Source organism: Neolewinella aquimaris, assembly GCF_014197245.1.
GTDB classification, from domain to species: domain Bacteria; phylum Bacteroidota; class Bacteroidia; order Chitinophagales; family Saprospiraceae; genus Neolewinella; species Neolewinella aquimaris.
Genome location: NZ_JACIFF010000001.1, coordinates 230,575 through 249,555, shown reverse-complemented (window position 1 = coordinate 249,555; position 18,981 = coordinate 230,575). Strand labels below are relative to the sequence as shown.

Sequence of the window (18,981 nt, the reverse complement as noted above, 5' to 3'; positions counted from 1 at the left end):
GCAGGCTAATCGGGTTCCTGCTGCAGCAAGCGGTAGAATACGATAATGAGGCCGACGACGAGTGCTACGATACCCGCAAGGACCAGGTAAGCGACCGGCCCGGTACCGCCTAAAATTTGTGGGAATGCGAGATAGGGCATAGCGACTTTGTCTTTCCGTTCCCAACAACTTACTGAGCTAAAAGGTCATGGTTTGTCCGCTCTCTTTCACCCCGGCCGTTGCACATTCTCCCTCCCGACCGTTGTAGTCGTATGAAACTTATCATCCCCCTCCTCCTGCTCTGCATTTGCTCCGGTGCCGTGGACGCCCAGTTCTGGGCTGCCGATTTCGCTACCGCGCAAGGGGCGGCCGGAAGTGACGGAAAGCATATCGTGCTGGTCTTTTCCGGGTCCGACTGGTGCGCGCCCTGCATTAAACTCGATCGGGAGATTTGGCAGGACGAAGGCTTTCGGGCGGCTGCCGGGGAGGAATTCGTCTTCTACCGCGCAGATTTTCCCCGCAAAAAAGAGAACCGGCTTCCGGAAGCAATCGCCGCCACCAACGGCGAACTCGCCAACCAATACAACCGGGGAGGCAGCTTTCCCCTGGTCGTGGTCATCACGCCGGAAGGGGAAACCGTCGGCCTAACCGGCTACCTGAAATCAAACCCGGCCGAGTACCTGGCCCTACTGCGTTCCTTTACCGCTCAGTAATGCGGTGCTGGTTGATCATAGTCCTGGGATTTCCGCTGATGGTGGTGGGGCAAAACGCTGGGTACCACCGGGCGGAGCGGCTGATGGGGTGCAACTTCGACCTTACGGTTGTAGCTGCGGACGAGGGCAGCGCGAAGGACTACCTAGACCTTGCCGTAGCGGAAATTCAGCGGATCGAGCGACTCATTTCGAGCTGGGATTCTACGTCACAGACATCCGCCATCAATCGCATGGCCGGTACCGCCCCGGTGGTGGTAGACCGCGAACTATTCGACCTGATTCAGCGCGCGAACGGCATCTCCCGGCTTACGGACGGGGCCTTCGACCTAACGTACGCCGCGCTGGATCGAATCTGGGCCTTCGACGGATCGATGACCCGTATGCCGGACCGCGAGGCAGTTCGCGCCTCCGTTGCGAAGGTGGGGTATCGGCACATCCGACTCGACCCGGAGAGCAGCAGCGTTTATCTTCCGGAAGCGGGAATGAAAATAGGATTTGGGGCGATCGGAAAGGGATACGCGGCCGACCGGGCGCGGGAGCTGCTCGAGCGGGCCGGTGTAAAGGGAGGCATCATCAATGCTTCGGGCGACCTGACGGCCTGGGGTACCCGTGCCGACGGCCAGGAATGGAAGGTGGCCATTACAAATCCGCTCAACCGCGAGAAAGCCTTTGCCTGGTTTCCTATTTCCGACCGGGCGGTGGTGACCTCGGGAGACTACGAGAAATTCGTTACCTTCGAAGGGGTACGCTACACTCACATCATCGACCCCCGCACGGGTTATCCGAGTAGTGGTATCGTGAGTGCCACGGTATTCGCTCCGAAGGCGGAACTGGCGGATGCGCTGGCGACTGCCGTATTTGTAATGGGCATCGAAACGGGCCTGGACTTCATCAATCAACTGCCGGAGATCGACCTGATCATTGTCGACGAAAAAAATCAACTACATGTCTCTAACGGAATCGACCTGGAAGTCTACCGTGCCGATAATTAAAGCATGCATCGGGTGCGTACTGCTTACCGCTACCCTGGCGTCCTGCGTATCCGTCAGGGGCTACGAGATGGTCCGGCTTAACGATCCGGATATGGCACTTAATCCGACGGGAACGGAGATACAGCAGGCCGATTTTCAGAGCTACCGCGAAGCGGCGGCCGGCGCGAACGGGGGAAAAACCGGTGGGGGCTGTGGCTGCAATTGAATCGCTCACCGGCCGGGGTGCAAGGCCAGTACTGATCGCTTTATTGGTCGTTTATTGCTCCTGCGTCCCCGCCCAGGACGTTGCGCCGGTGGCTGCTACCACGTATAAAAAACGGGTTCTGGAGAATGCCGAACTGCAAATTCTCAGCAGCTACTATGCCCAGGACGGCGATAATGCGGCGGTAACCGGTGGACGGGGAACGGAGGAACTTACCGACGTGCATCCGACCGTCATTCTGGCCATGCCGCTCAGTGACGATGGTGTACTCACCGCAAGCTTCGGAGTATCCGCCTATACTTCCGCTTCATCGAGCAACGTCGATCCCTTCGACGGCCGGGGGCAGGCGGATCCCTTCCAGGCCTCTACGGGTGCCTCCGGAGACGACATCTGGATCAACGGGACGCTCACCTACGCCCACAGCTCCGAGGACCGCAACACGGTAGTTTCGGGCACGGTATCGGGGTCCAACGAGTACGACTATCAGTCCGTCGGCTTTGGTGGCAGCATCACCCGTCTGCTGAACGAAAAGAATACCGAACTGAGCCTGAAGGCAAATGTATTTCTGGACGACTGGAAGTTGATCTACCCCATTGAGCTACGGGGGCAGGACGATCTACTCGATGAAAGTTCCCGCAACAGCTTCAACCTTGGCTTAAACTTTTCGCAAGTAGTGTCCCGCAGCGTACAGGGTATGCTCTCGCTAGACCTGGTGCAGCAGACCGGCCTGCTGTCGACCCCCTTTCAGCGGGTTTATTTTGCGGACCTTACCGATCGCTTTTCGGGGAATTTCCCTCTAGCGGACGATATCGAGCGATTGCCGGACAGCAGGGTCAAACTAGCCCTGGGGGGCAGGTTGCACGCATACCTGAACGAGCGAATGGTAGTGCGGAGTTTTTACCGCTACTATGCGGACGACTGGGGGGTAGGATCGCATACGCTGAACGTGGAGCTTCCCGTAAAACTCGGCCAGTACCTGACCGTACGTCCTTCCTATCGCTTTTATACCCAGACGGCGGCCGACTATTTTGCCGGGTTTAACGAGCACCTCACGGACAACCGGTTTTATACCTCCGATTACGACCTGTCTGCTTTCGTCGCCAATCAGTTCAGCATCGGTTTATCGTACTCCGATATTCTTACCAGAGCACGGTTGCTGGGTTGGGGGCTGAAGAGTATTGATGTAAACATAAGTGCGTACGGTCGGGACAATGGCTTTCGGGCCACGCAATTGTCCCTCGGGGTGAAGGTGGTTAACGATTAGCCGCATCGGCCTCCAGTTGGGTTGCCAGTTCAGTGAGGCCCTGGTTGCGGGCGTAGTCGGCCGCCGTAAGCCCGCGCTGATCCCTCACGGAAGGATTAGCTCCTCGTTCGACCAGCAGGCTGGCCAGGGCGGGACGGTTGAACATGGCCGCAAAGATCAGGGCCGTGGCACCGGTGGGATTCTGGATGGACGGATCGGCTCCCTGATCGAGCAGGTAGGTGGCGATCTCCTCATTTCCTTTGAAGCAAACCCCCATTAGTGGCGTACTACCGGCTCCATCCCGGGCATTGAGATCGGCACCGGCGGCAACCAATTCCTTGGTGATTTCCAGTTGTCCAAGGTAGGTGGCGAGTACTAGCGGTGTAGATCCGCGCGGGTCACGCGCCTGCAACAGTTCCGGCCGTTGAGTGATAAGGTTACGTATTTCGGTGATCGATCCATTGCGGATGGCGGTGAATAGCTGTTCGGTAGGGCTCATATAACAGATAATTCAAAATCGGCACAAAAGTTAGTGACGTAGGTCAGTTTCTGAACCTGGAGCACAAACAGGTTTTGACACGCATCGGCATCATCGGGACTCGGGGCCGGCACCCTTATTCGAAAAGGCTGGATAAACTGGGGGACGAAAAGAATTCTTAAAGAAATTTAAATGTGGAATCTGTTAATATTTGGTCTATGCACACCATGTTCGATGATTTCAACGATTAATTTTCAAGTCTCACTCTCATGAACGTTCAAACCATCCCAGTTCCTACCCGACTGGAAGCCGCTACGGCGGGTCCCCAATTTATCCTCTGGGGCAATCACCTTCTCCGTGCTTTTCGCAGCAGCGACGCGGACACGGTGCGCGCACTTGCCAAGGAATACCTGCAACTGGCGGAATCGAACCGTCAAAGCAAAAATTACGGCAATGCCATTCATCAGGCCAATACGGTACTGGGTCTCCTTGCCCTCGAGAACGATCACGTCGACCGCGCCGAGTTTTACCTGGCCGCTGCCGGTCGTACGCCGGGTTCCAGCCAGTTGGCCGGTTTCGGTCCGAATATGCTGCTGGCGCACAAGCTCCTGAAGGCGGGGCGGTCACACGCCGTGCTGAAGTACCTCGATTGCTGCAGTAAGTTCTGGAAGTTAAGCTTCGGTAAGCTGTGGATGTGGAAGTTTGAGATTCGCCGCGGACGGGTACCCAACTTTGGTGCGAACCTAAGTTATTTGCTCGATCCCAAGTCTTTCGGCTAGTGGACAAACTTAATTTTCCTGCTGTCGCGGTTACCCCGCTATTGCAGCTGCCAATCCTGAGTTGGTGCAATATTAATAAGTTGGCGTAACATCTACTATTGCGTTCGCGTTGTGACAGAGTGTTCATGCTTGAAACCAACGCTTGTAATGGAAAACGAACTAATACTGATGGGGCGCCGTCTGCTTAAAGCATACGCCCGGCGCGACTACCTGGCGGTCAGCCAGATGGCCATCGACTACCTCGCAGCGGCTCAGCGCCTTCCGAACTGTGCCAATTACGGCAACGCCATACACCAGGCAAATACCATGCTCGGTCTGGTGGAGCTTGAGAACGACCGGGTGGATCGCGCGGCGGCCTACCTGATGGATTCCGCCCGCACTCCGGGTTCCCCCCAAATCAAGGCCTTCGGCCCCACCATGTTGCTTGCCGACCGGCTCCTCGCCCACGGTCAGCGGAGTGCCGTCCTGCGCTATCTTGACGAATGTCGATCGCTCTGGATGCTCAACTTCGGAACCCTCTGGCGCTGGCGCCGGGAAATCCTACGTGGCGGCACCCCCGATTTCGGGGCCAATCTGTCCTACCTAACCGACTACAAATCGTTCGGTTAACCAACCTTATCCGCACGGTAAACGACGTATTTATCGGTTTCCGCCACGGTGGTTGCCCGAAAGAGCTTTTCCAGGTGGGTCGCATAGTTAAGGTGGCGATTAGCCACTACCACCAACGAGCCACCCTCCCGTAAGACGCGGCGGGCCTGACGAAATAATCCCAGGCTGACGTCTATATTGTTTTCGTGCCCGAAATGAAAGGGGGGATTACTAACCACCAGGTCGATCGATCGATCCACCACCTGATCCAGTGTATGGTCGTAGAGTATCCGGGAGCGGTCCGCGGGCAAGTTCATTTTGGCACTTCGGACCGCCAGCAAACTGTCGTCCGTCGCGGTCAATCGGGCCTCCGAATACCTGCGCAGGAGCTGATCGCCGATGATACCATTCCCGCACGCGATATCCAGTATGCTCGTGGGGGTCGATAAGCCGGACTCCACCTTTTCCCAAACGGTAAGTAGAAACTGGGTGGCGTAGTCGATGTGGTTCCCGGAAAACACGCCGGGGTGCTGTCGGTAGGTAACTCCTCCGTATGCGAGTTCGTTGTACCGGATTTCCGGACGCTCCCCGCGGAAGTCGCTGAGTACGAGCAGTCGGGCTTTCTTCCGGGCCCTGGTTTGGGCAACCGTATCGGCATACCCACCGGCCACTTCCAGCAAGCGGGGCGTGAAGTGACGGGTCATGAAGCCTGCCGCCACGATAAGTCCGGGACCGGCCGCGGCGGCTATGCGATCCAGATAAACCGCAAATAGATCCAGCGACTTCGGAATTCGCAGGAGCCCCCGGTTTATCCCGGACAGTGGGTCTAACACGGATACCTGCCGCACGGGACGACCCGCGGCATTGCGGCGCAGGGCTTCCTCCTGGCTGTGGAAAGCGGACATGAATACCACCGGCGGTGGAGCGCCGAGCGCAAGCACCCCGAATCGGTCGTGGGCAACAACCGTTGTTCCGGCGTGGCTACAGTGTTCATGCGCCCATTCCAGCAGCAGCTCGTCGGCGACACTGCTGACCCGTAACGATGGATCGGAGGAAGGGGGATAGCGTTCCAGGTGAAGGTAGTTTGGTCCGGAGGGAAAACTAAAGTTTGGCGAGGACCTCCTGCCGCCGGCCGCGACTGATGGGGATGACGTCCGATCCGATGTGCAGGCTGTCCTTCGTGTACCGCGTCACTGATTTCAGGTTGACCACGTAGCTGCGGTGGGTCTGGACAAACTCGGTTTCGGGCAGCTGACTTAGTAGTTCGCTCAGGGATGCGCGCAGCACCAGGGCCGGTCGATCGGACAGGTGCAGGCGGAGGTAGACGTGTTCGGCTTCGAGGTATTTGATCGATGCCGTATCGACCACGTGGGTTTCCCGACCGTCCTTCAGCGTAACCGTTTCCACTCCAGGATCGGATTGGTGATTGTGCATCGCTACCGCGATCGTGGAGAGGAGGGAAGGAATCTGCACGGGCTTGCTGAGGTATCCCGCGGGGAAGGTTTCTTTCGCCAGATCCAGGGTGGTCCCGTCCATCTGTGAGGTCAGGTAGATGAAGGGGATTGGAGGTTTTTGCTCGTTCAGGAAGTGGGCGAAATCGATACCGGTAAGGTGGCCGCTCAGCCGGATGTCAACCAGCGCCAACTCCGGGGGATCTTCTTCGTACAGTTCGACTGCTTCTTCGTACGATATGGCCTTTCCCGTGACCGTATGACCGTTGCGGACAAGGTTTCTTTCAATACTGTCGGCGATGATGAATTCATCTTCCAGTACGAGGATGCGGTAACCACCGGGAGCGGGTGCAGATGCGGGGGACTTCATGAGAGTAAAATAAAGCTAAATCGGGTGCCATGCGAAGGTACGCTATTCGATCAATTCCTCAGACCGTACCATTTAGTACGCGCTCCCGTTTTCTGCGGTTCTTTTTCTGACTGGGAAGTGCAGATTGATTTTTACGCTTAAAGAATACCCGGGTAAGCGCTCCATTCAAATTCAGGGATTCCATGCGTCCACGCAACTGCCGGCTCATGCCATTCAGTAGATAGGTACCCAGGCCACCCTCGCGTTCGGTGAGGGCACCCTGCGGGAACCCGGGTCCATTGTCGTGGTATTCCAGGCAGATTTGGTCCTCCAGGGTCGACATACTGATCGAGATCTTCAGCGGTTCCCCGGTTTCGGGCACGCCGTACTTAAAACTGTTCGTCAGCAACTCATTGAGCACGGTTCCCAGGGGAATGGCCGTTTCCAGGTTGAACCAGTAATCTTTGATCTGAATATCGAACTCGCAGCCTTCAGGCAACCCGTATAACTGATCGAAGTGCCGGCAGATTTTTTCGGTGTACAGACAGAAGTCGATCTCCCCTCCCCGACCGTCCTGGTACAGGGTCTCGTGGACGGCGGCCATACTGAAGACGCGGCCGGACATCGCCTCCAAACACGCCCTGGCCTCGGGATCGGACAGGTCTTCCATCTGCAGCTCCAACAGACTGATGATTACCTGTAGGTTATTCTTGACCCGGTGATGGACCTCACCCTGTAGGATCTTTTGCTTATTGAGTGATTGGGTTAGTTCTACGTTTTCCTGCTCGATCAGGTATTGCTCTTCCAGTTCGGTCTTGGCCCGCCGCAGCCTGTTGTAAAAATACCCAAGCAGGGCCAGGCAGATCGTCGTAAAACCGATAAGTATCATCAGCGTGGAACGACGGTCCCGCTCCTCGATCAACATCCGCTCTTGCTCGGCGATCAGCTGACTGTTCTTTTCGTTCTTGTAGCGCGCTTCAATCTCCACGGCTCGCTGGTCGTTGACCTTCTTCAGGTGCTGTACCCGCGAGTTGTGGGCCATGTTGAGGTAGTACCATGCGGAATCCGGTTCACCCATCATTTTCATCAACTCCGCCCGGTAGTCGTACACACGGCTAACGTAGGTGCTGTCCCGGTCCTCGACCCTGGAGGCATACACCATAGCGGAATCATTGGAGACCAGTGCCTCACGAATCCGCCCGCCGTCCATTTGCAGACGGTTTACCGCAAGCGTCATCACGAGGTAGTCACTCATGCTGCCGGTGTTGCGGTAGTACTTAGCGGCATTGGCTAGATGGCGCTCGCTGGAACGGGGGTCTTCCTTTCGCTTTAACAGGCTGATGATGTAGTGGCCCAGGGCAAGTTGGTGGGAATCGTTTTGCTCGCGGGCAACGATCACGGCCCGATTGGCCAGCTTAAGGGCTACATCCCGATCACCGTAGTGGTAATGGTAGGCGGCGGTGCGGTTCCATAGCCGGGCGTTCAGTTCGTGCAGCCCGTGGTCTTTGATCAGATTTTCGGCTTGCTTAAGGTAGGCAAGGCATTCCTCGGGACTATTCTGTCGCTGGAGAATGTACGCCATCCCGAGGGCGGACTCCGCTTCAATCTTATATTCCTGTAGGACGGAAGCCTGGTCAATCAACCGCAGCAGTTCTTCCGTCGCCTTAGGATATTTTCGCTGTTTTGTAAGTGCCTGGGCGCGCACCAAATTTACCCGCAGTCGAAATGCCCGGTCGGCTGGCGTGTCTTGATCGAGAGAAACCAGCATGCGGTCCAGTATAACGATAGCGGTGTCATTGCGGGAAGCAGTAATGAGACCTTCGGCGGTCAGCAGCTTACGCCACATGTCCTCGGTCTGGGCCTGTCCGAAGAAAGAAAGCAGTATCAGTGCCGAAAGGGCGAAACCCCTCATTTTATACGATAGTAGCACGATTGCTGAAATTTTCGTGACACAGATAGCACAAGGTACGATCTGCTGATTTAGTAAGATCACCAAAGGGAGGCGGACACGTTGGCGTCCGCCCACCCCAATGATAATGCCGCTAGCCAAGCGACTTAACTGAGAGACGTAGTCTTCATGATCTGCGCAGGGCAAATCATCTCATGGCTCGTCGGACTAGCTCGTAGTCCAGCTTGATGCCTGCGCAAAGCAGTCAGTCTTTCAGTCACCCGTATCGACTATTTAATTGAACGCAAAAGCAGCAGAAAAATTAATGCTGTAACAGCTATTAACGGGTTTTGCGGAACGAGCAAACGGTTGATTTGCTACCCTGGATTTCGTCCCTTTCCTTCCTTCCATTGCCTAAACATAAGGCTCAGCGGCTAGGGTTGTTACATGCCAAGCGCGCTATGTTCTGAATCACCCGTGGCGTGTTCTTAATGAGTTACATTGTAATGACATGCATATTAAAATTGCTCAATATGTATAGTATCAATCGGGGCCGTACCCGACTAAAATTTCCCCAATTCCTGGGAATTATAACTCATATAGATCTATGCAAATTCCGGCCTGACGACTATAGTTACCTGGACCGGTTGCCGTCGGTACTGACCGTGGATACATGCATAAAAAAACCCGGCTTTGTTAGGGCCGGGTGATGGTGTAATTCAACAGGTTAAATAGAGGTCTACGTCTCTCACAACGTTAATCTCTGAAAACTAAAATTCAAGTAATTCGGTAGCTAATTTATCGGTAATTTCTCTCCGTCTCTCACAACGTTTCATTATCGATGTCATATAGATAATGCCTCAATCGAAGGTAAAATTACGTACCGCCCCCCCTGTGTTCTCAACTGCACGATCCGTGTTCCGAACGGGCCGCTGGGTCACTTTGCCAAGGAAAAGCACCCCAACGATAAGTGGCAAGAATAAAAAACCCGGCCTTGTCCGGGGCCGGGTAATACAACTTCAAACAGTTGATGGATTAATCTCTCAGTAAACTTCGTCTCTCACAACGGCTAACTGAACCGACAGCAGATTGGGATTACATTTCGCTGTCTGGATAAAAATAGGTTTTTAAGCACTTACGTTCTTCACTACGTTAGTTATGGATGTCGGGTAGATAATGTCCGGATTGGTCACTAAATTTTCTCCTGTCCTTTCCGTGTTCCCAAACGTAGGATGGGTGTTCTGAACGGTCATTTCGAGTGACCAAAACAAAACCCGGCCACGAGAATGGTCGGGTTCAGTTTAGCGCATCAAGTATCGGATGGCCACGCTCTGATGTCAGCGGTGTCCGTAGTCAAAATGACCAACTGATGCGGGTAGGTGAGGGAATAGGTGGTCTTGCCCGTTTAGCGTAATGACGCAAACGGTAGCCGGCGTGACAATGGTGAATAAGTCATCGCCTAGAAAATTGCGTCTTCGATCAAGGTTGAATATTTAAATTAACAATATGAGTTTGTACGGCAGATCATTAATGTAATCCACAGACAAAAATTATGTAACCCACGGCAAAAGTTCTGAAATACCTCGATGTTGTTTTGAACGGCGCTCGCGAACGGCTTTTAGTAGTCGACCGGCAGCCAATCCTTCGGATACGGACATAAAAAAAACCCGACCACAAAAGTGGGTCGGGTTTATAAGATCGCACCAACAATTAGTTCTTTAACGAATGCTGTATATGCCAGTATTCGTGTGGGTGTAGGGTGCAAATCATGTAATACATGTGTTGTTCCTGAAAATCAACGTCTCTCACAACGTTATGGCTAATCAATAAAGCAGTAAAACAACGTCTCTCGTAATGTCAATTAACTCGGGATTATAATTCTACCATCAGTCGCAGCAGTCGGGATATTCGGTCAATTTATAGAGCAACTCCGTATGATGATGATACAAACATAGGGTGGCAACCGCCCACATCACTAGCTTTTCGGCTTTCATGTTCTGACCGGTCACTTTGGTGTTCTGAACCGTCAACGTGTTAGACATTTCTTCCACTTACGGCAAAATTTTGCACCATTTCGGCCTTCGGAGCCACCCCAATTCGGGTGATTCGTATGTTCGCTCCATGTCCGAACCAGCTACCCTCCACAACTATCTACACCGATTCGTCACCGACTTCCCTCCCACGGCGGCCGCCACCGCAAAGGCTCTGCCCGGAGAAATCGACGAGAATTACCGGGTAACCGATTCGAACGGCGTTGCTTATGTACTCAAGATCAGCCCGCCGGCGGCTGCTCCGGAATCAATTCACTTCCAGTCTGCACTGCTTCGCCATCTTTCCGGCACCGAATTGCCATTTAGCATTCCGACCCTCATCGAAGAGCACCCGTTCGAGACCCCCGCCGGTACGCGCTTGCTTCGCCTTCACTCTTGGGTGGAAGGGCGGGTACTCGACGAGGTGAATCCACGCACCCCCACCCTCTACCGCTCATGGGGCCGTACCTGCGGCCACCTCTCCCGTACGCTCGCTGGCTTCGATCACGCGTTCGCCCACCGGGAATACAAGTGGGACCCCGTTCGGGCACCAGCTACTAAAGGCTTGGTAAAGTATCTAAATCAAGATCAGAAAAAGCTGGCTGAGTATTTTTACGAAAGGCTGGAAGGGCGAGACTTTAATCGCCTCCGCCGCTCCGTCAACTACAACGACGCCCACGAGCACAATTTGATAGTGGAAAATGAGACCGTGTCCGGCATCATTGATTTCGGCGATGCGGTCTATACGGCCACGGTCTGCGAACTCGCGATCGCGTGTGCCTACGCGGGCATGCACCAACCGGATCCGATTGCGCCGATGCGGGAGCTCATCAACGGTTACCAGTCGGTATTTCCGATTGAGGAGGGCGAACTGGATGCCCTGTTCGACCTGATCTGCGCCAGACTCCTGCTCTCGGTGACCGCCGCCGCCGAAAATCGCGTCCTGTTCCCCCACAATGCCTACCTATCCGTTTCCGAAGCTTCTGCCTGGAAGTTGCTGGAGCGGCTCCGCAACATTCACCCCGATCTAGCCCGCGCACATTTTCGACTTGCCGCAGGGTATACGCCCCACCCCAGTTGGCACGCCTTCCACGAATGGGCCGGCACGTGCCATTCGGCACCACCGTTACCCCTGGACGGACAAGCACTGATCCCCATCGACCTCGGGGTCGGAAGTACCACCCTCGGACTAAACCACAACTTTGAAACCATTGACACCTTTACCACCCTCGTTCGCCGCTACCTGGAGGATCGCCACGCAGACTGGGCAATCGGGGGATACGGAGAAGCGCGTCCCGTCTACACCACCGATGCGTTTCAGGGCGTCGGCAACGACGGTCCGCGCTGGAGAAGCGTTCACCTCGGCCTGGACTTCTGGACCGGGCAGTCGGGGACCACGGTCACGGCACCCCTTGACGGCACGGTCCACCATTGCGGTTCGGACCCGACCTCCGGGGGCTACGGTCACACCATCATTCTGCGGCATTCTCCCCTACCCCACCTCACTTTTTACACCCTGTACGGTCACCTGGGCGCCATAGCAAAGGATTTAGTGGCGGGCACGCAGGTGCAACAAAATCAACCAATAGCAACCATCGGATCCAAGGATACCAATGGAGGCTGGCCACCCCACCTTCACTTCCAGGTGATGCTCGACGTGCTGGATACTGAAGCCGACTTCCCGGGAGTAGCCTACCCGGAGGAACGGGAGGTGTGGCTGGGTATCTGTCCCGATCCCCGCACCCTGATCCCCGTGCCCGTGCCGGATGAAACACCCCCCCCGGCCACTTCCAACCAACTCCTTGCGCGCCGGCGGTCCAGGCTCGGAAAAAGCCTCAGCGTGTCCTACCGGCGACCGCTACACATCCTGCGCGGATCCATGCAGTACCTCTACGATCACACCGGGCGCCGCTACCTCGATACAGTCAACAACGTCTCCCACGTCGGTCACGAGCACCCACGCGTGGTGGCAGCCCTCCGGCAGCAGTCGGCAGTGTTGAACACCAACAGTCGGTACCTGCATCCCAACATCCTAGAGTTTGCCGAACGACTCCTCGCGACCCTACCCGGTGAGCTTTCGGTCGTCCACTTCGTTAATTCCGGCAGCGAAGCCAACGAGCTTGCCCTCCGCATGGCGGAAGCCTGCACCGGCACCCGGCGCACCCTGGCTATGGAAATGGGCTACCACGGTAATTCAAACCGTACCATCGAGGTCAGCAGCTACAAATTCGCCCGCCGCGGCGGGCAGGGACAGCCGCCCGACACCTCCCTGCTGCCCATACCCGACCAGCTGCGGAACCGCAACCTCGACCCCACTCCTCACCTTCCCGAAAGCAAGGTGTCGTTTATCGCCGAAAGCATCCTGAGCTGCGGCGGACAGATTCCCCTCCCGCCCGGTTATCTCCGGCAGGTGTACGACCACGTACGGTCGCGGGGTGGGGTCTGTATTGCCGACGAGGTTCAGACCGGCCTGGGGCGGGTGGGATCGCACTACTGGGCCTTCGAACTTCAGGAGGTGGTCCCGGACATCGTCACCATCGGCAAACCCATCGGCAACGGCCACCCCCTGGCGGCCGTCGTGTGCACCGAGGCGGTCGCGGAGGCCTTCGCGAACGGGATGGAATACTTCAATACCTTCGGCGGCAATCCGGTAAGCAGCGCGGTGGGGCTCAGCGTACTCCAGGTTATTGAGGAAGAGCACTTGATGGAAAACGCCCGCGGTGTAGGAAGTTACCTGACGGGATTGCTCTCTTCCCTGCGCGCTGAGCACCCGATCATCGCCGACGTACGTGGACCGGGCTTGTTCCTGGGATTTGAATTGTGCCACCAAGACCTTGCACCCGCGACCCCGCAGGCAACTTATCTAAAGGAGCGCATGCGCGAACTGGGCTTCTTGATGAGCACCGACGGACCCCACGAAAATGTACTAAAGGTAAAACCGCCCCTCTGCTTCCGCCGCCGGGATGCGGACCAGTTGGTGGAATACCTGCAACGGGTTTTGCGGGAGGATGCCATGCAGCTGTAGGCCGCCGGAGCCGGAGAAACCTCCTGAAAAGAAGGAAGGGATGACCGCTGCTGCGATCATCCCTCACTCTTCCTGGTCGGGGCACCAGGATTCGAACCTGGGGCCTCCTGCTCCCAAAGCAGGCACGCTAACCGGACTGCGCTATGCCCCGTGGCGGAGACGGCGGGATTCGAACCCGCGGTACCCGGTAAGGGTACGTCGATTTAGCAAACCGGTGGTTTCAGCCACTCACCCACGTCTCCGGGTGTTTTGCTCTCAACGGGCCGCGGCGGCGATAAGTTGCTGCCGGTACCGTTGGTGCTAAAGCGACGCAAATTTACGCTGGATAGTTCGGTTACAAAAGCATTGCCGGAGTTTTTTTACCCCCGGCCCCCTTTATCTAATTCGGCACCGCCCAGTCGGGAACGTGCCCCGGATCGTAGCCCCAAATCAGGGGAAGCAGGTAGTAACAAAATAGGGCGATCACCCCGATGGAAAGCAGGTTGAGCCACAGCCCCGCCCGCACCATATCCGGGATCGAGAGATAGCCCGACCCAAACACCACGGCATTAGGCGGGGTGGCCACCGGAAGCATGAAGGCACAGGTAGCCGCAAGCGTGATCGGCACCATGAGGGCGTACGGGTGAATACCGAGCGGCACGGCAGCGGCGGCGAATACCGGCATGAGCATGGAGGTCGTAGCCACGTTGCTCGTAATCTCGGTAAGGAAATTTACGGCGGCCGTAATGATGAGAATAACCACGAGCAGGCCGACCCCCTCGGGTACCCGCAGCGTATTGCCGATGTACTCGGCCAATCCACTATCCGAAAAACCGGCCGCCAGCGCAAATCCTCCCCCCAGTAGCAGAATAATGCCCCAGGGCAGGCGCACGGCCTCCGACCACTCCAGTAGAGGACGATCGTATCGGTCACCGGGCACGATAAACAGGGCAACCCCACCCACCATGGCAATAATGGGATCATCAAGGCCGGGCACGAAGTTTTGCAGTACGCTGGTGCGGAAGATCCAGGCCAGTGCCGTAACGGCAAATACGATGAGCACCTTCTTTTCCTCCCGCGATATGGGCCCGAGCAACCGTTGCTGCCGGCGCACTTCCTCCCGCCCCCCGGTAAAGGTTTTGCGGTCGAAGCTGAAGGCGACGCGGGTGAGGTACCACCAGCACATGATCAACAGGACCACCGACACGGGAAACCCGATCATGAACCACTGGGCGAAGCTGATTTCCACCCCGTAGGTCTCGCGCACAACCCCGGCAAAGACCAAGTTTACGGGCGTACCGATCAGACTGGCCATGCCACCAATGGAAGCGCTGTAGGCCACGGCGAGCATGAAGGCCTTACCGAACTGATCGTTCTCGTCGATCTCGGTGCTGGAATCGTCGCGCAACTGGGCTACGATCGCGGTTGCGATGGGTAGCATCATGACCGAAGTCGCGGTATTGGAGATCCACATCGATAGCAGGGCGGTGGCCGTCATGGCCCCCAGGATGATCATCCTTACGTTCGTTCCGATCAGGGCGATGATGCCCAGCGCGATACGGCGGTGCAGGTTCCACTTTTCGATGGCCATGGCGATGAGGAAGCCGCCCAGAAACAGGAAGACGTAGCGGTGACCGTAGGCGGCGGTGGTCGGCTCCAGTTCCATACCGCCCGTAAGCGGAAACAGGATGATGGGCAGCAGGGCGGTGACGGCGATCGGGACCGCTTCGGTGATCCACCAGGTAGACATCCAGGCCGTCGCGGCAAGCAGCGCGGTGCCTCCCGCCGACAGTCCGGCGGGATGAAAGAACAGCTGAATCAGCGTGAACAGTAGTGGACCGAGCAGTAGTCCAACGCGCTTGGTGGTCATGTATCGGCGGCGGCGATCGGGCCGGGCTAGAGCTCCCGCACCCAGATGTTGCGGTAGGCCACCAGGTTGCCGTGGTCCTGCAGCTTGATCACATCGTCGCCGTGGGCAATGTTGCGGGGCAGTCCGATGTATTCCGTCGTGCCCTTGATTTCAGTGTGGTTTTGGACCACCACGCCGTTCATGAGTACGGTAACGTATCCGGGACAAACCAACATGCCGTCCTTATTGAATTCCGGAGCGTCGTAGATGATGTCGTAGGTCTGCCACTCGCCCTGGGGCTTGAGCGCATTGACCAGGGGCGGCGACTGCTTGTAGATGGAGCCGGCCTGTCCGTTGGTGTAGGTGTCGCTGCCTTCGCTTTCCAGCACTTGCACCTCGTAGCGGTTGGAAAGGAATATTCCACTGTTGCCGCGGCCCTGGCCTTCTTTGTCCGGTTCGCTGGGGGAGCGCCACTCGACGTGCAATTGCATATCACCAAACTTGCGGCGGGTCACGATGTCTCCGGCCCCGGGCTTCACTACGACGGCGTCGCCCTCCTGGGTCCATTCCGCGGTAGCGTCGGACTTTGTCGATTTCCACTCGCTCAGGTCCGCTCCTTCTCCCAGCAGTACGATGGCGTCGGCGGGCGGCTGACCGAGGGTGGCCCCGGGCTTGACTTTCGGGGGTACGGGCTCGTAGAATTCAGTGGCTTTGGGGTCGGTAATTTGACAGGCGGCGGTGCCGGCCAGACAGACGAAAAAGATAAAAAAGAGGTTGCGCATAGTCGGTTTCATTGTTTAGGCCAAGGTACTGAACTGCCTTCACTTCTGTGCGTCCCGCCCCACGTGGGGCACGCCGTAGCGGTATAAATCCCTGGCCGCATAGGATTGGGGAAAAATTGCCCGGGCCTCCGCTTCGTGGTCGTTCACCTGAGGATAGCGCGAGCTGAAGTGACCGAGAATCAGGGTACCGGCCCCCGCGGCGCGGGCGGTTACGGCAGCCTCGTGCGCGGTGGAGTGTCCCTTTTCCCGGGCCTCTTCGGCCATGTCGTGTAGAAAAGTTGCTTCGTGGTACAGCAAGTCCACTCCCCTCACGTAGCTGGCCAGTTCGGGAAAGTACACGGTGTCGGAACAGTAGGCGTAGGATCGCGGCGGGGACGCGGGAGCAAGGAGTTCCGCATTGGGCACCCTCCTTCCGTCCGGAGTCGTATAGTCGGCGCCGGCCTTGATGTCCGCGATTTCCTGCCACGGGATAGCGAGCGCGCGTACCTGTTCCTTCAGAATATTGGGCTCCCGCGCCCTTTCGCGTACCAGGTAGCCGTTGGTTGAAATGCGGTGCCGGAGGGGAAAACTGAAGATTTCCAGATCACCCGTTGTCGTCAGCAGACCGTATGCCCGTGCGGCATGGGGCACGAACGTAAGAGGGAAGGGCAGTTGCCAGCGGTCGAGTTCGAGGAGGGGGGCAATCTTTTCGCGCAGACCGGGCGGACTCACGATCCGTAGCGGGGCGGTCCGGCCGGTGAGGGCAAGGCTGGTAATGAGGCCGGGAAGTCCGAAAAAGTGGTCGCCGTGTAGGTGAGTGATCAGGATCACCTCTACCCTTCCCAGTCCGTGGCCCGCCGCCTGCAGGCGCATCTGGGTGCCTTCTCCGCAATCAATGAGCACGTCCGTGGCCTCCGAAGACAGAAAATGCGCGGAGGAGTGGCGTCCGGCCAGCGGCACCGCTCCGTTCGAACCCAGAATAGATACCTCGAAGCGCACCCGCGATCCTAGTCTTCGCCCGGCTCGGCCTGCATATCGCGTTGCAGTTCCTCCATCAGAATAAAGTCGATGGCTTCGCTCATAGTAGGCAGGATGGTCAGCACGGTGTCGACCTTGCTGATCTCTACCAACCGCTTTACGGCGCTGTGCTCTACGCCGGTGACGACGAACGTACCCAGGTTGCTCCAGAGCCGGCGTGCCGTAAGGATCGCGCTGAGGCCCGAGGAGTCTACGTACTTCACCCCGCTCAGGTCGAGGATCAAGTTGTTGATCCCCTCGTTGGCCAGGATGACGAACTCCGATTTGAGCTGAGGCGCTACGGCCGAGTTGAGGTTATCCTCCTCCGGCTTGATTACGCTGTAGCGTTCCTGCTTGTCAATACTGAATTTCATTGATGCATTATTTTTTGGGTTCCCCGCCGCAAATGTATGTAATAGTAAGGTAGCCGGACCCGCACAGCGCTCAACCCCACGTTCACGGCTCCCGCGGCCCCGCCCACCGCGTGCTCCCTAGTCGTCCACCCGCAGGTAAAAAACCGCTAGCCCCAGCAGCACGGCCATCAACAGCGCAACCAGACCCAGGCCTACGCGTAGGCCCTCCACGCCCGGAAAGAAAGCCATGCCCTGCGGCAACAAGGAATTTTGGTAATCCGATACGAAGCCGATCAGCGGCGGCCCGAACAGGAAGGCAGAGTACCCGATCGTACTCACCGAGGAAATGCCCACTCCCGGCCGCAACCCGGGCACCTTGCTCGCCTCGCTGAAGATCACCGGAACGATATTGGCCAGGCCCAGACCGACAAGCCCGAAACCGAGAATACTCACCAGCGGTGTCGGAAAGAGGATCGCGGCGCTTACCCCGAGAAAGGACAAAAATGCGCCGATGCGTACCACGGAAAGGGAGCCGATACGGGCGCGTACGTAATCGCCCACGGACCGCCCCACCAGCATGGCGCCACTAAACGCAGCTTGCCCCATCGGCGCGAGAGCCTCTTCGCTCCCCGTCACCCGCGTCATGTAGAGGGGTGTCCAGTCGGCCATTGCCCCCTCCCCGATCATGGTGCAGAGGGAGGCGATGCCCAGTAGTATGATCGCCAGACCGAACTTGGAGCCGTTACCGCCCGAATCAACCGCAGCAGCCGGGTCGTCGCGCAGGAAGTAGGGCAAAGAAACCGCGGCCACCAGCAGGGCAATTACCGAAACCGCCAGCAAATGGTGCCCCAGGTCGAACCCCAGGTAGATGAACAATGCCGCCGTCCCCGCCCCCAGAAACATACCTCCGGAAAAACACGCGTGGAAGGAACTCGTGATCGGCTTGCCCCACAGGCGCTCGATCTCCACCGACTGGGCGTTGATGGCCACGTCCATCACCCCGGTCGCTACACCGATCAGCGGCATCAGGATCAGCAACCCCAGGTACCCCGGCATGTACGCCATGGCCGGTACGGAAAGAATGAATACCAGCGTCGAAACGATTGACAACTGCTGACTGCCGTTGCGTACGATGAGGTAGCCCGCCAAAGGCATCGCCAGCAGGGCCCCCACCGCGAGGGACGTCAGGACGAAGCCCGTCTCCCCGTTATCGATGTCGTACATCGTCTGCAGTCGCGGCAGCCGGCTCGTCCAGTTTGCGTAAATGAAGCCGTTGATCGAAAAGGCCAGGGCGACGGCGATCCG

Annotated in this window: 17 protein-coding genes and 2 tRNA genes; 7 read left to right on the top strand and 12 right to left on the bottom strand. The window is 57.2% G+C overall.

The window, feature by feature from the left end; genetic code table 11:
• Positions 1-5: 5 nt before the first annotated feature.
• A complete protein-coding gene (locus GGR28_RS19155) occupies positions 6-140 on the bottom strand; it encodes a hypothetical protein (protein WP_262890712.1) in 135 nt (44 codons plus the stop codon).
• 111 nt (positions 141-251) lie between these two features.
• Between GGR28_RS19155 and GGR28_RS01030 the strand changes: the two genes are divergently transcribed.
• The 4 genes from GGR28_RS01030 to GGR28_RS01015 are packed head-to-tail and all read left to right on the top strand — an operon-like array spanning position 252 to position 3,150.
• Complete coding sequence (locus GGR28_RS01030; protein WP_183493858.1) at positions 252-692, top strand: thioredoxin family protein; 441 nt, start codon at positions 252-254, stop codon at positions 690-692.
• A gap of 38 nt (positions 693-730) precedes the next feature.
• Entirely contained in the window at positions 731-1,684 is a 954-nt protein-coding gene (locus GGR28_RS01025; RefSeq protein WP_406603752.1) for an FAD:protein FMN transferase, read from the top strand.
• Positions 1,677-1,889, top strand: coding sequence for a DUF4266 domain-containing protein (locus GGR28_RS01020; protein ID WP_406603751.1), 213 nt, complete (start codon positions 1,677-1,679; stop codon positions 1,887-1,889). The genes GGR28_RS01025 and GGR28_RS01020 overlap by 8 nt, the downstream gene beginning before the upstream one ends.
• Entirely contained in the window at positions 1,876-3,150 is a 1,275-nt protein-coding gene (locus GGR28_RS01015; RefSeq protein WP_319936687.1) for a DUF3570 domain-containing protein, read from the top strand. The genes GGR28_RS01020 and GGR28_RS01015 overlap by 14 nt, the downstream gene beginning before the upstream one ends.
• Here GGR28_RS01015 and GGR28_RS01010 read toward each other — a convergent pair.
• Positions 3,140-3,628, bottom strand: coding sequence for an ankyrin repeat domain-containing protein (locus GGR28_RS01010; protein ID WP_183493855.1), 489 nt, complete (start codon positions 3,626-3,628; stop codon positions 3,140-3,142). The genes GGR28_RS01015 and GGR28_RS01010 overlap by 11 nt on opposite strands.
• A gap of 248 nt (positions 3,629-3,876) precedes the next feature.
• Between GGR28_RS01010 and GGR28_RS01005 the strand changes: the two genes are divergently transcribed.
• Entirely contained in the window at positions 3,877-4,386 is a 510-nt protein-coding gene (locus GGR28_RS01005) for a hypothetical protein (RefSeq protein WP_183493854.1), read from the top strand.
• Positions 4,387-4,533: 147 nt separating this feature from the next.
• On the top strand, positions 4,534-4,995 hold the full coding sequence (locus GGR28_RS01000; protein ID WP_183493853.1) for a hypothetical protein: 462 nt from the start codon (positions 4,534-4,536) through the stop codon (positions 4,993-4,995).
• Here GGR28_RS01000 and GGR28_RS00995 read toward each other — a convergent pair.
• From GGR28_RS00995 to GGR28_RS19270, 3 genes are all read right to left on the bottom strand, one after another.
• Complete coding sequence (locus tag GGR28_RS00995) at positions 4,992-5,879, bottom strand: class I SAM-dependent methyltransferase (protein ID WP_183493852.1); 888 nt, start codon at positions 5,877-5,879, stop codon at positions 4,992-4,994. The two genes, GGR28_RS01000 and GGR28_RS00995, sit on opposite strands and share 4 nt — an antisense overlap.
• A 196-nt stretch (positions 5,880-6,075) precedes the next feature.
• Entirely contained in the window at positions 6,076-6,795 is a 720-nt protein-coding gene (locus GGR28_RS00990) for a LytR/AlgR family response regulator transcription factor (RefSeq protein ID WP_183493851.1), read from the bottom strand.
• Positions 6,796-6,853: 58 nt separating this feature from the next.
• Complete coding sequence (locus GGR28_RS19270) at positions 6,854-8,704, bottom strand: sensor histidine kinase (protein ID WP_183493850.1); 1,851 nt, start codon at positions 8,702-8,704, stop codon at positions 6,854-6,856.
• 2,079 nt (positions 8,705-10,783) lie between these two features.
• Here GGR28_RS19270 and GGR28_RS00980 point away from each other — a divergent pair.
• Positions 10,784-13,717, top strand: coding sequence for an aminotransferase class III-fold pyridoxal phosphate-dependent enzyme (locus GGR28_RS00980; RefSeq protein WP_183493849.1), 2,934 nt, complete (start codon positions 10,784-10,786; stop codon positions 13,715-13,717).
• Between the two features lie 73 nt (positions 13,718-13,790).
• Here GGR28_RS00980 and GGR28_RS00975 read toward each other — a convergent pair.
• The 7 genes from GGR28_RS00975 to GGR28_RS00945 form a co-directional block, all read right to left on the bottom strand.
• Positions 13,791-13,868: transfer RNA gene (locus tag GGR28_RS00975), tRNA-Pro, on the bottom strand.
• Positions 13,869-13,959 (bottom strand) — tRNA-Ser (locus GGR28_RS00970).
• 137 nt (positions 13,960-14,096) lie between these two features.
• Positions 14,097-15,566, bottom strand: a complete 1,470-nt coding sequence (locus tag GGR28_RS00965; protein ID WP_183493848.1) for an SLC13 family permease — start codon at positions 15,564-15,566, stop codon at positions 14,097-14,099.
• Positions 15,567-15,592: 26 nt separating this feature from the next.
• Entirely contained in the window at positions 15,593-16,327 is a 735-nt protein-coding gene (locus tag GGR28_RS00960) for a 3-keto-disaccharide hydrolase (protein WP_221233760.1), read from the bottom strand.
• A gap of 39 nt (positions 16,328-16,366) precedes the next feature.
• Complete coding sequence (locus GGR28_RS00955; protein WP_183493846.1) at positions 16,367-17,305, bottom strand: ribonuclease Z; 939 nt, start codon at positions 17,303-17,305, stop codon at positions 16,367-16,369.
• 8 nt (positions 17,306-17,313) lie between these two features.
• Positions 17,314-17,697, bottom strand: coding sequence for an STAS domain-containing protein (locus GGR28_RS00950; RefSeq protein WP_183493845.1), 384 nt, complete (start codon positions 17,695-17,697; stop codon positions 17,314-17,316).
• Between the two features lie 117 nt (positions 17,698-17,814).
• A complete protein-coding gene (locus GGR28_RS00945; RefSeq protein WP_221233791.1) occupies positions 17,815-18,966 on the bottom strand; it encodes an MFS transporter in 1,152 nt (383 codons plus the stop codon).
• Positions 18,967-18,981: the final 15 nt, after the last annotated feature.

What these genes read in the sequence shown, in the direction of transcription:
- GGR28_RS00950 (WP_183493845.1), bottom strand. Translation starts at nt 17,697, where the DNA reads ATGAAATTCAGTATTGACAAGCAGGAACGCTACAGCGTAATCAAGCCG.
- GGR28_RS00980 (WP_183493849.1), top strand. Translation starts at nt 10,784, where the DNA reads ATGTCCGAACCAGCTACCCTCCACAACTATCTACACCGATTCGTCACC.
- GGR28_RS00965 (WP_183493848.1), bottom strand. Translation starts at nt 15,566, where the DNA reads ATGACCACCAAGCGCGTTGGACTACTGCTCGGTCCACTACTGTTCACG.
- GGR28_RS00995 (WP_183493852.1), bottom strand. Translation starts at nt 5,879, where the DNA reads ATGTCCGCTTTCCACAGCCAGGAGGAAGCCCTGCGCCGCAATGCCGCG.
- GGR28_RS01005 (WP_183493854.1), top strand. Translation starts at nt 3,877, where the DNA reads ATGAACGTTCAAACCATCCCAGTTCCTACCCGACTGGAAGCCGCTACG.
- GGR28_RS01010 (WP_183493855.1), bottom strand. Translation starts at nt 3,628, where the DNA reads ATGAGCCCTACCGAACAGCTATTCACCGCCATCCGCAATGGATCGATC.
- GGR28_RS01000 (WP_183493853.1), top strand. Translation starts at nt 4,534, where the DNA reads ATGGAAAACGAACTAATACTGATGGGGCGCCGTCTGCTTAAAGCATAC.
- GGR28_RS01025 (WP_406603752.1), top strand. Translation starts at nt 731, where the DNA reads ATGGTGGTGGGGCAAAACGCTGGGTACCACCGGGCGGAGCGGCTGATG.
- GGR28_RS00990 (WP_183493851.1), bottom strand. Translation starts at nt 6,795, where the DNA reads ATGAAGTCCCCCGCATCTGCACCCGCTCCCGGTGGTTACCGCATCCTC.
- GGR28_RS01030 (WP_183493858.1), top strand. Translation starts at nt 252, where the DNA reads ATGAAACTTATCATCCCCCTCCTCCTGCTCTGCATTTGCTCCGGTGCC.
- GGR28_RS00960 (WP_221233760.1), bottom strand. Translation starts at nt 16,327, where the DNA reads ATGCGCAACCTCTTTTTTATCTTTTTCGTCTGTCTGGCCGGCACCGCC.
- GGR28_RS19155 (WP_262890712.1), bottom strand. Translation starts at nt 140, where the DNA reads ATGCCCTATCTCGCATTCCCACAAATTTTAGGCGGTACCGGGCCGGTC.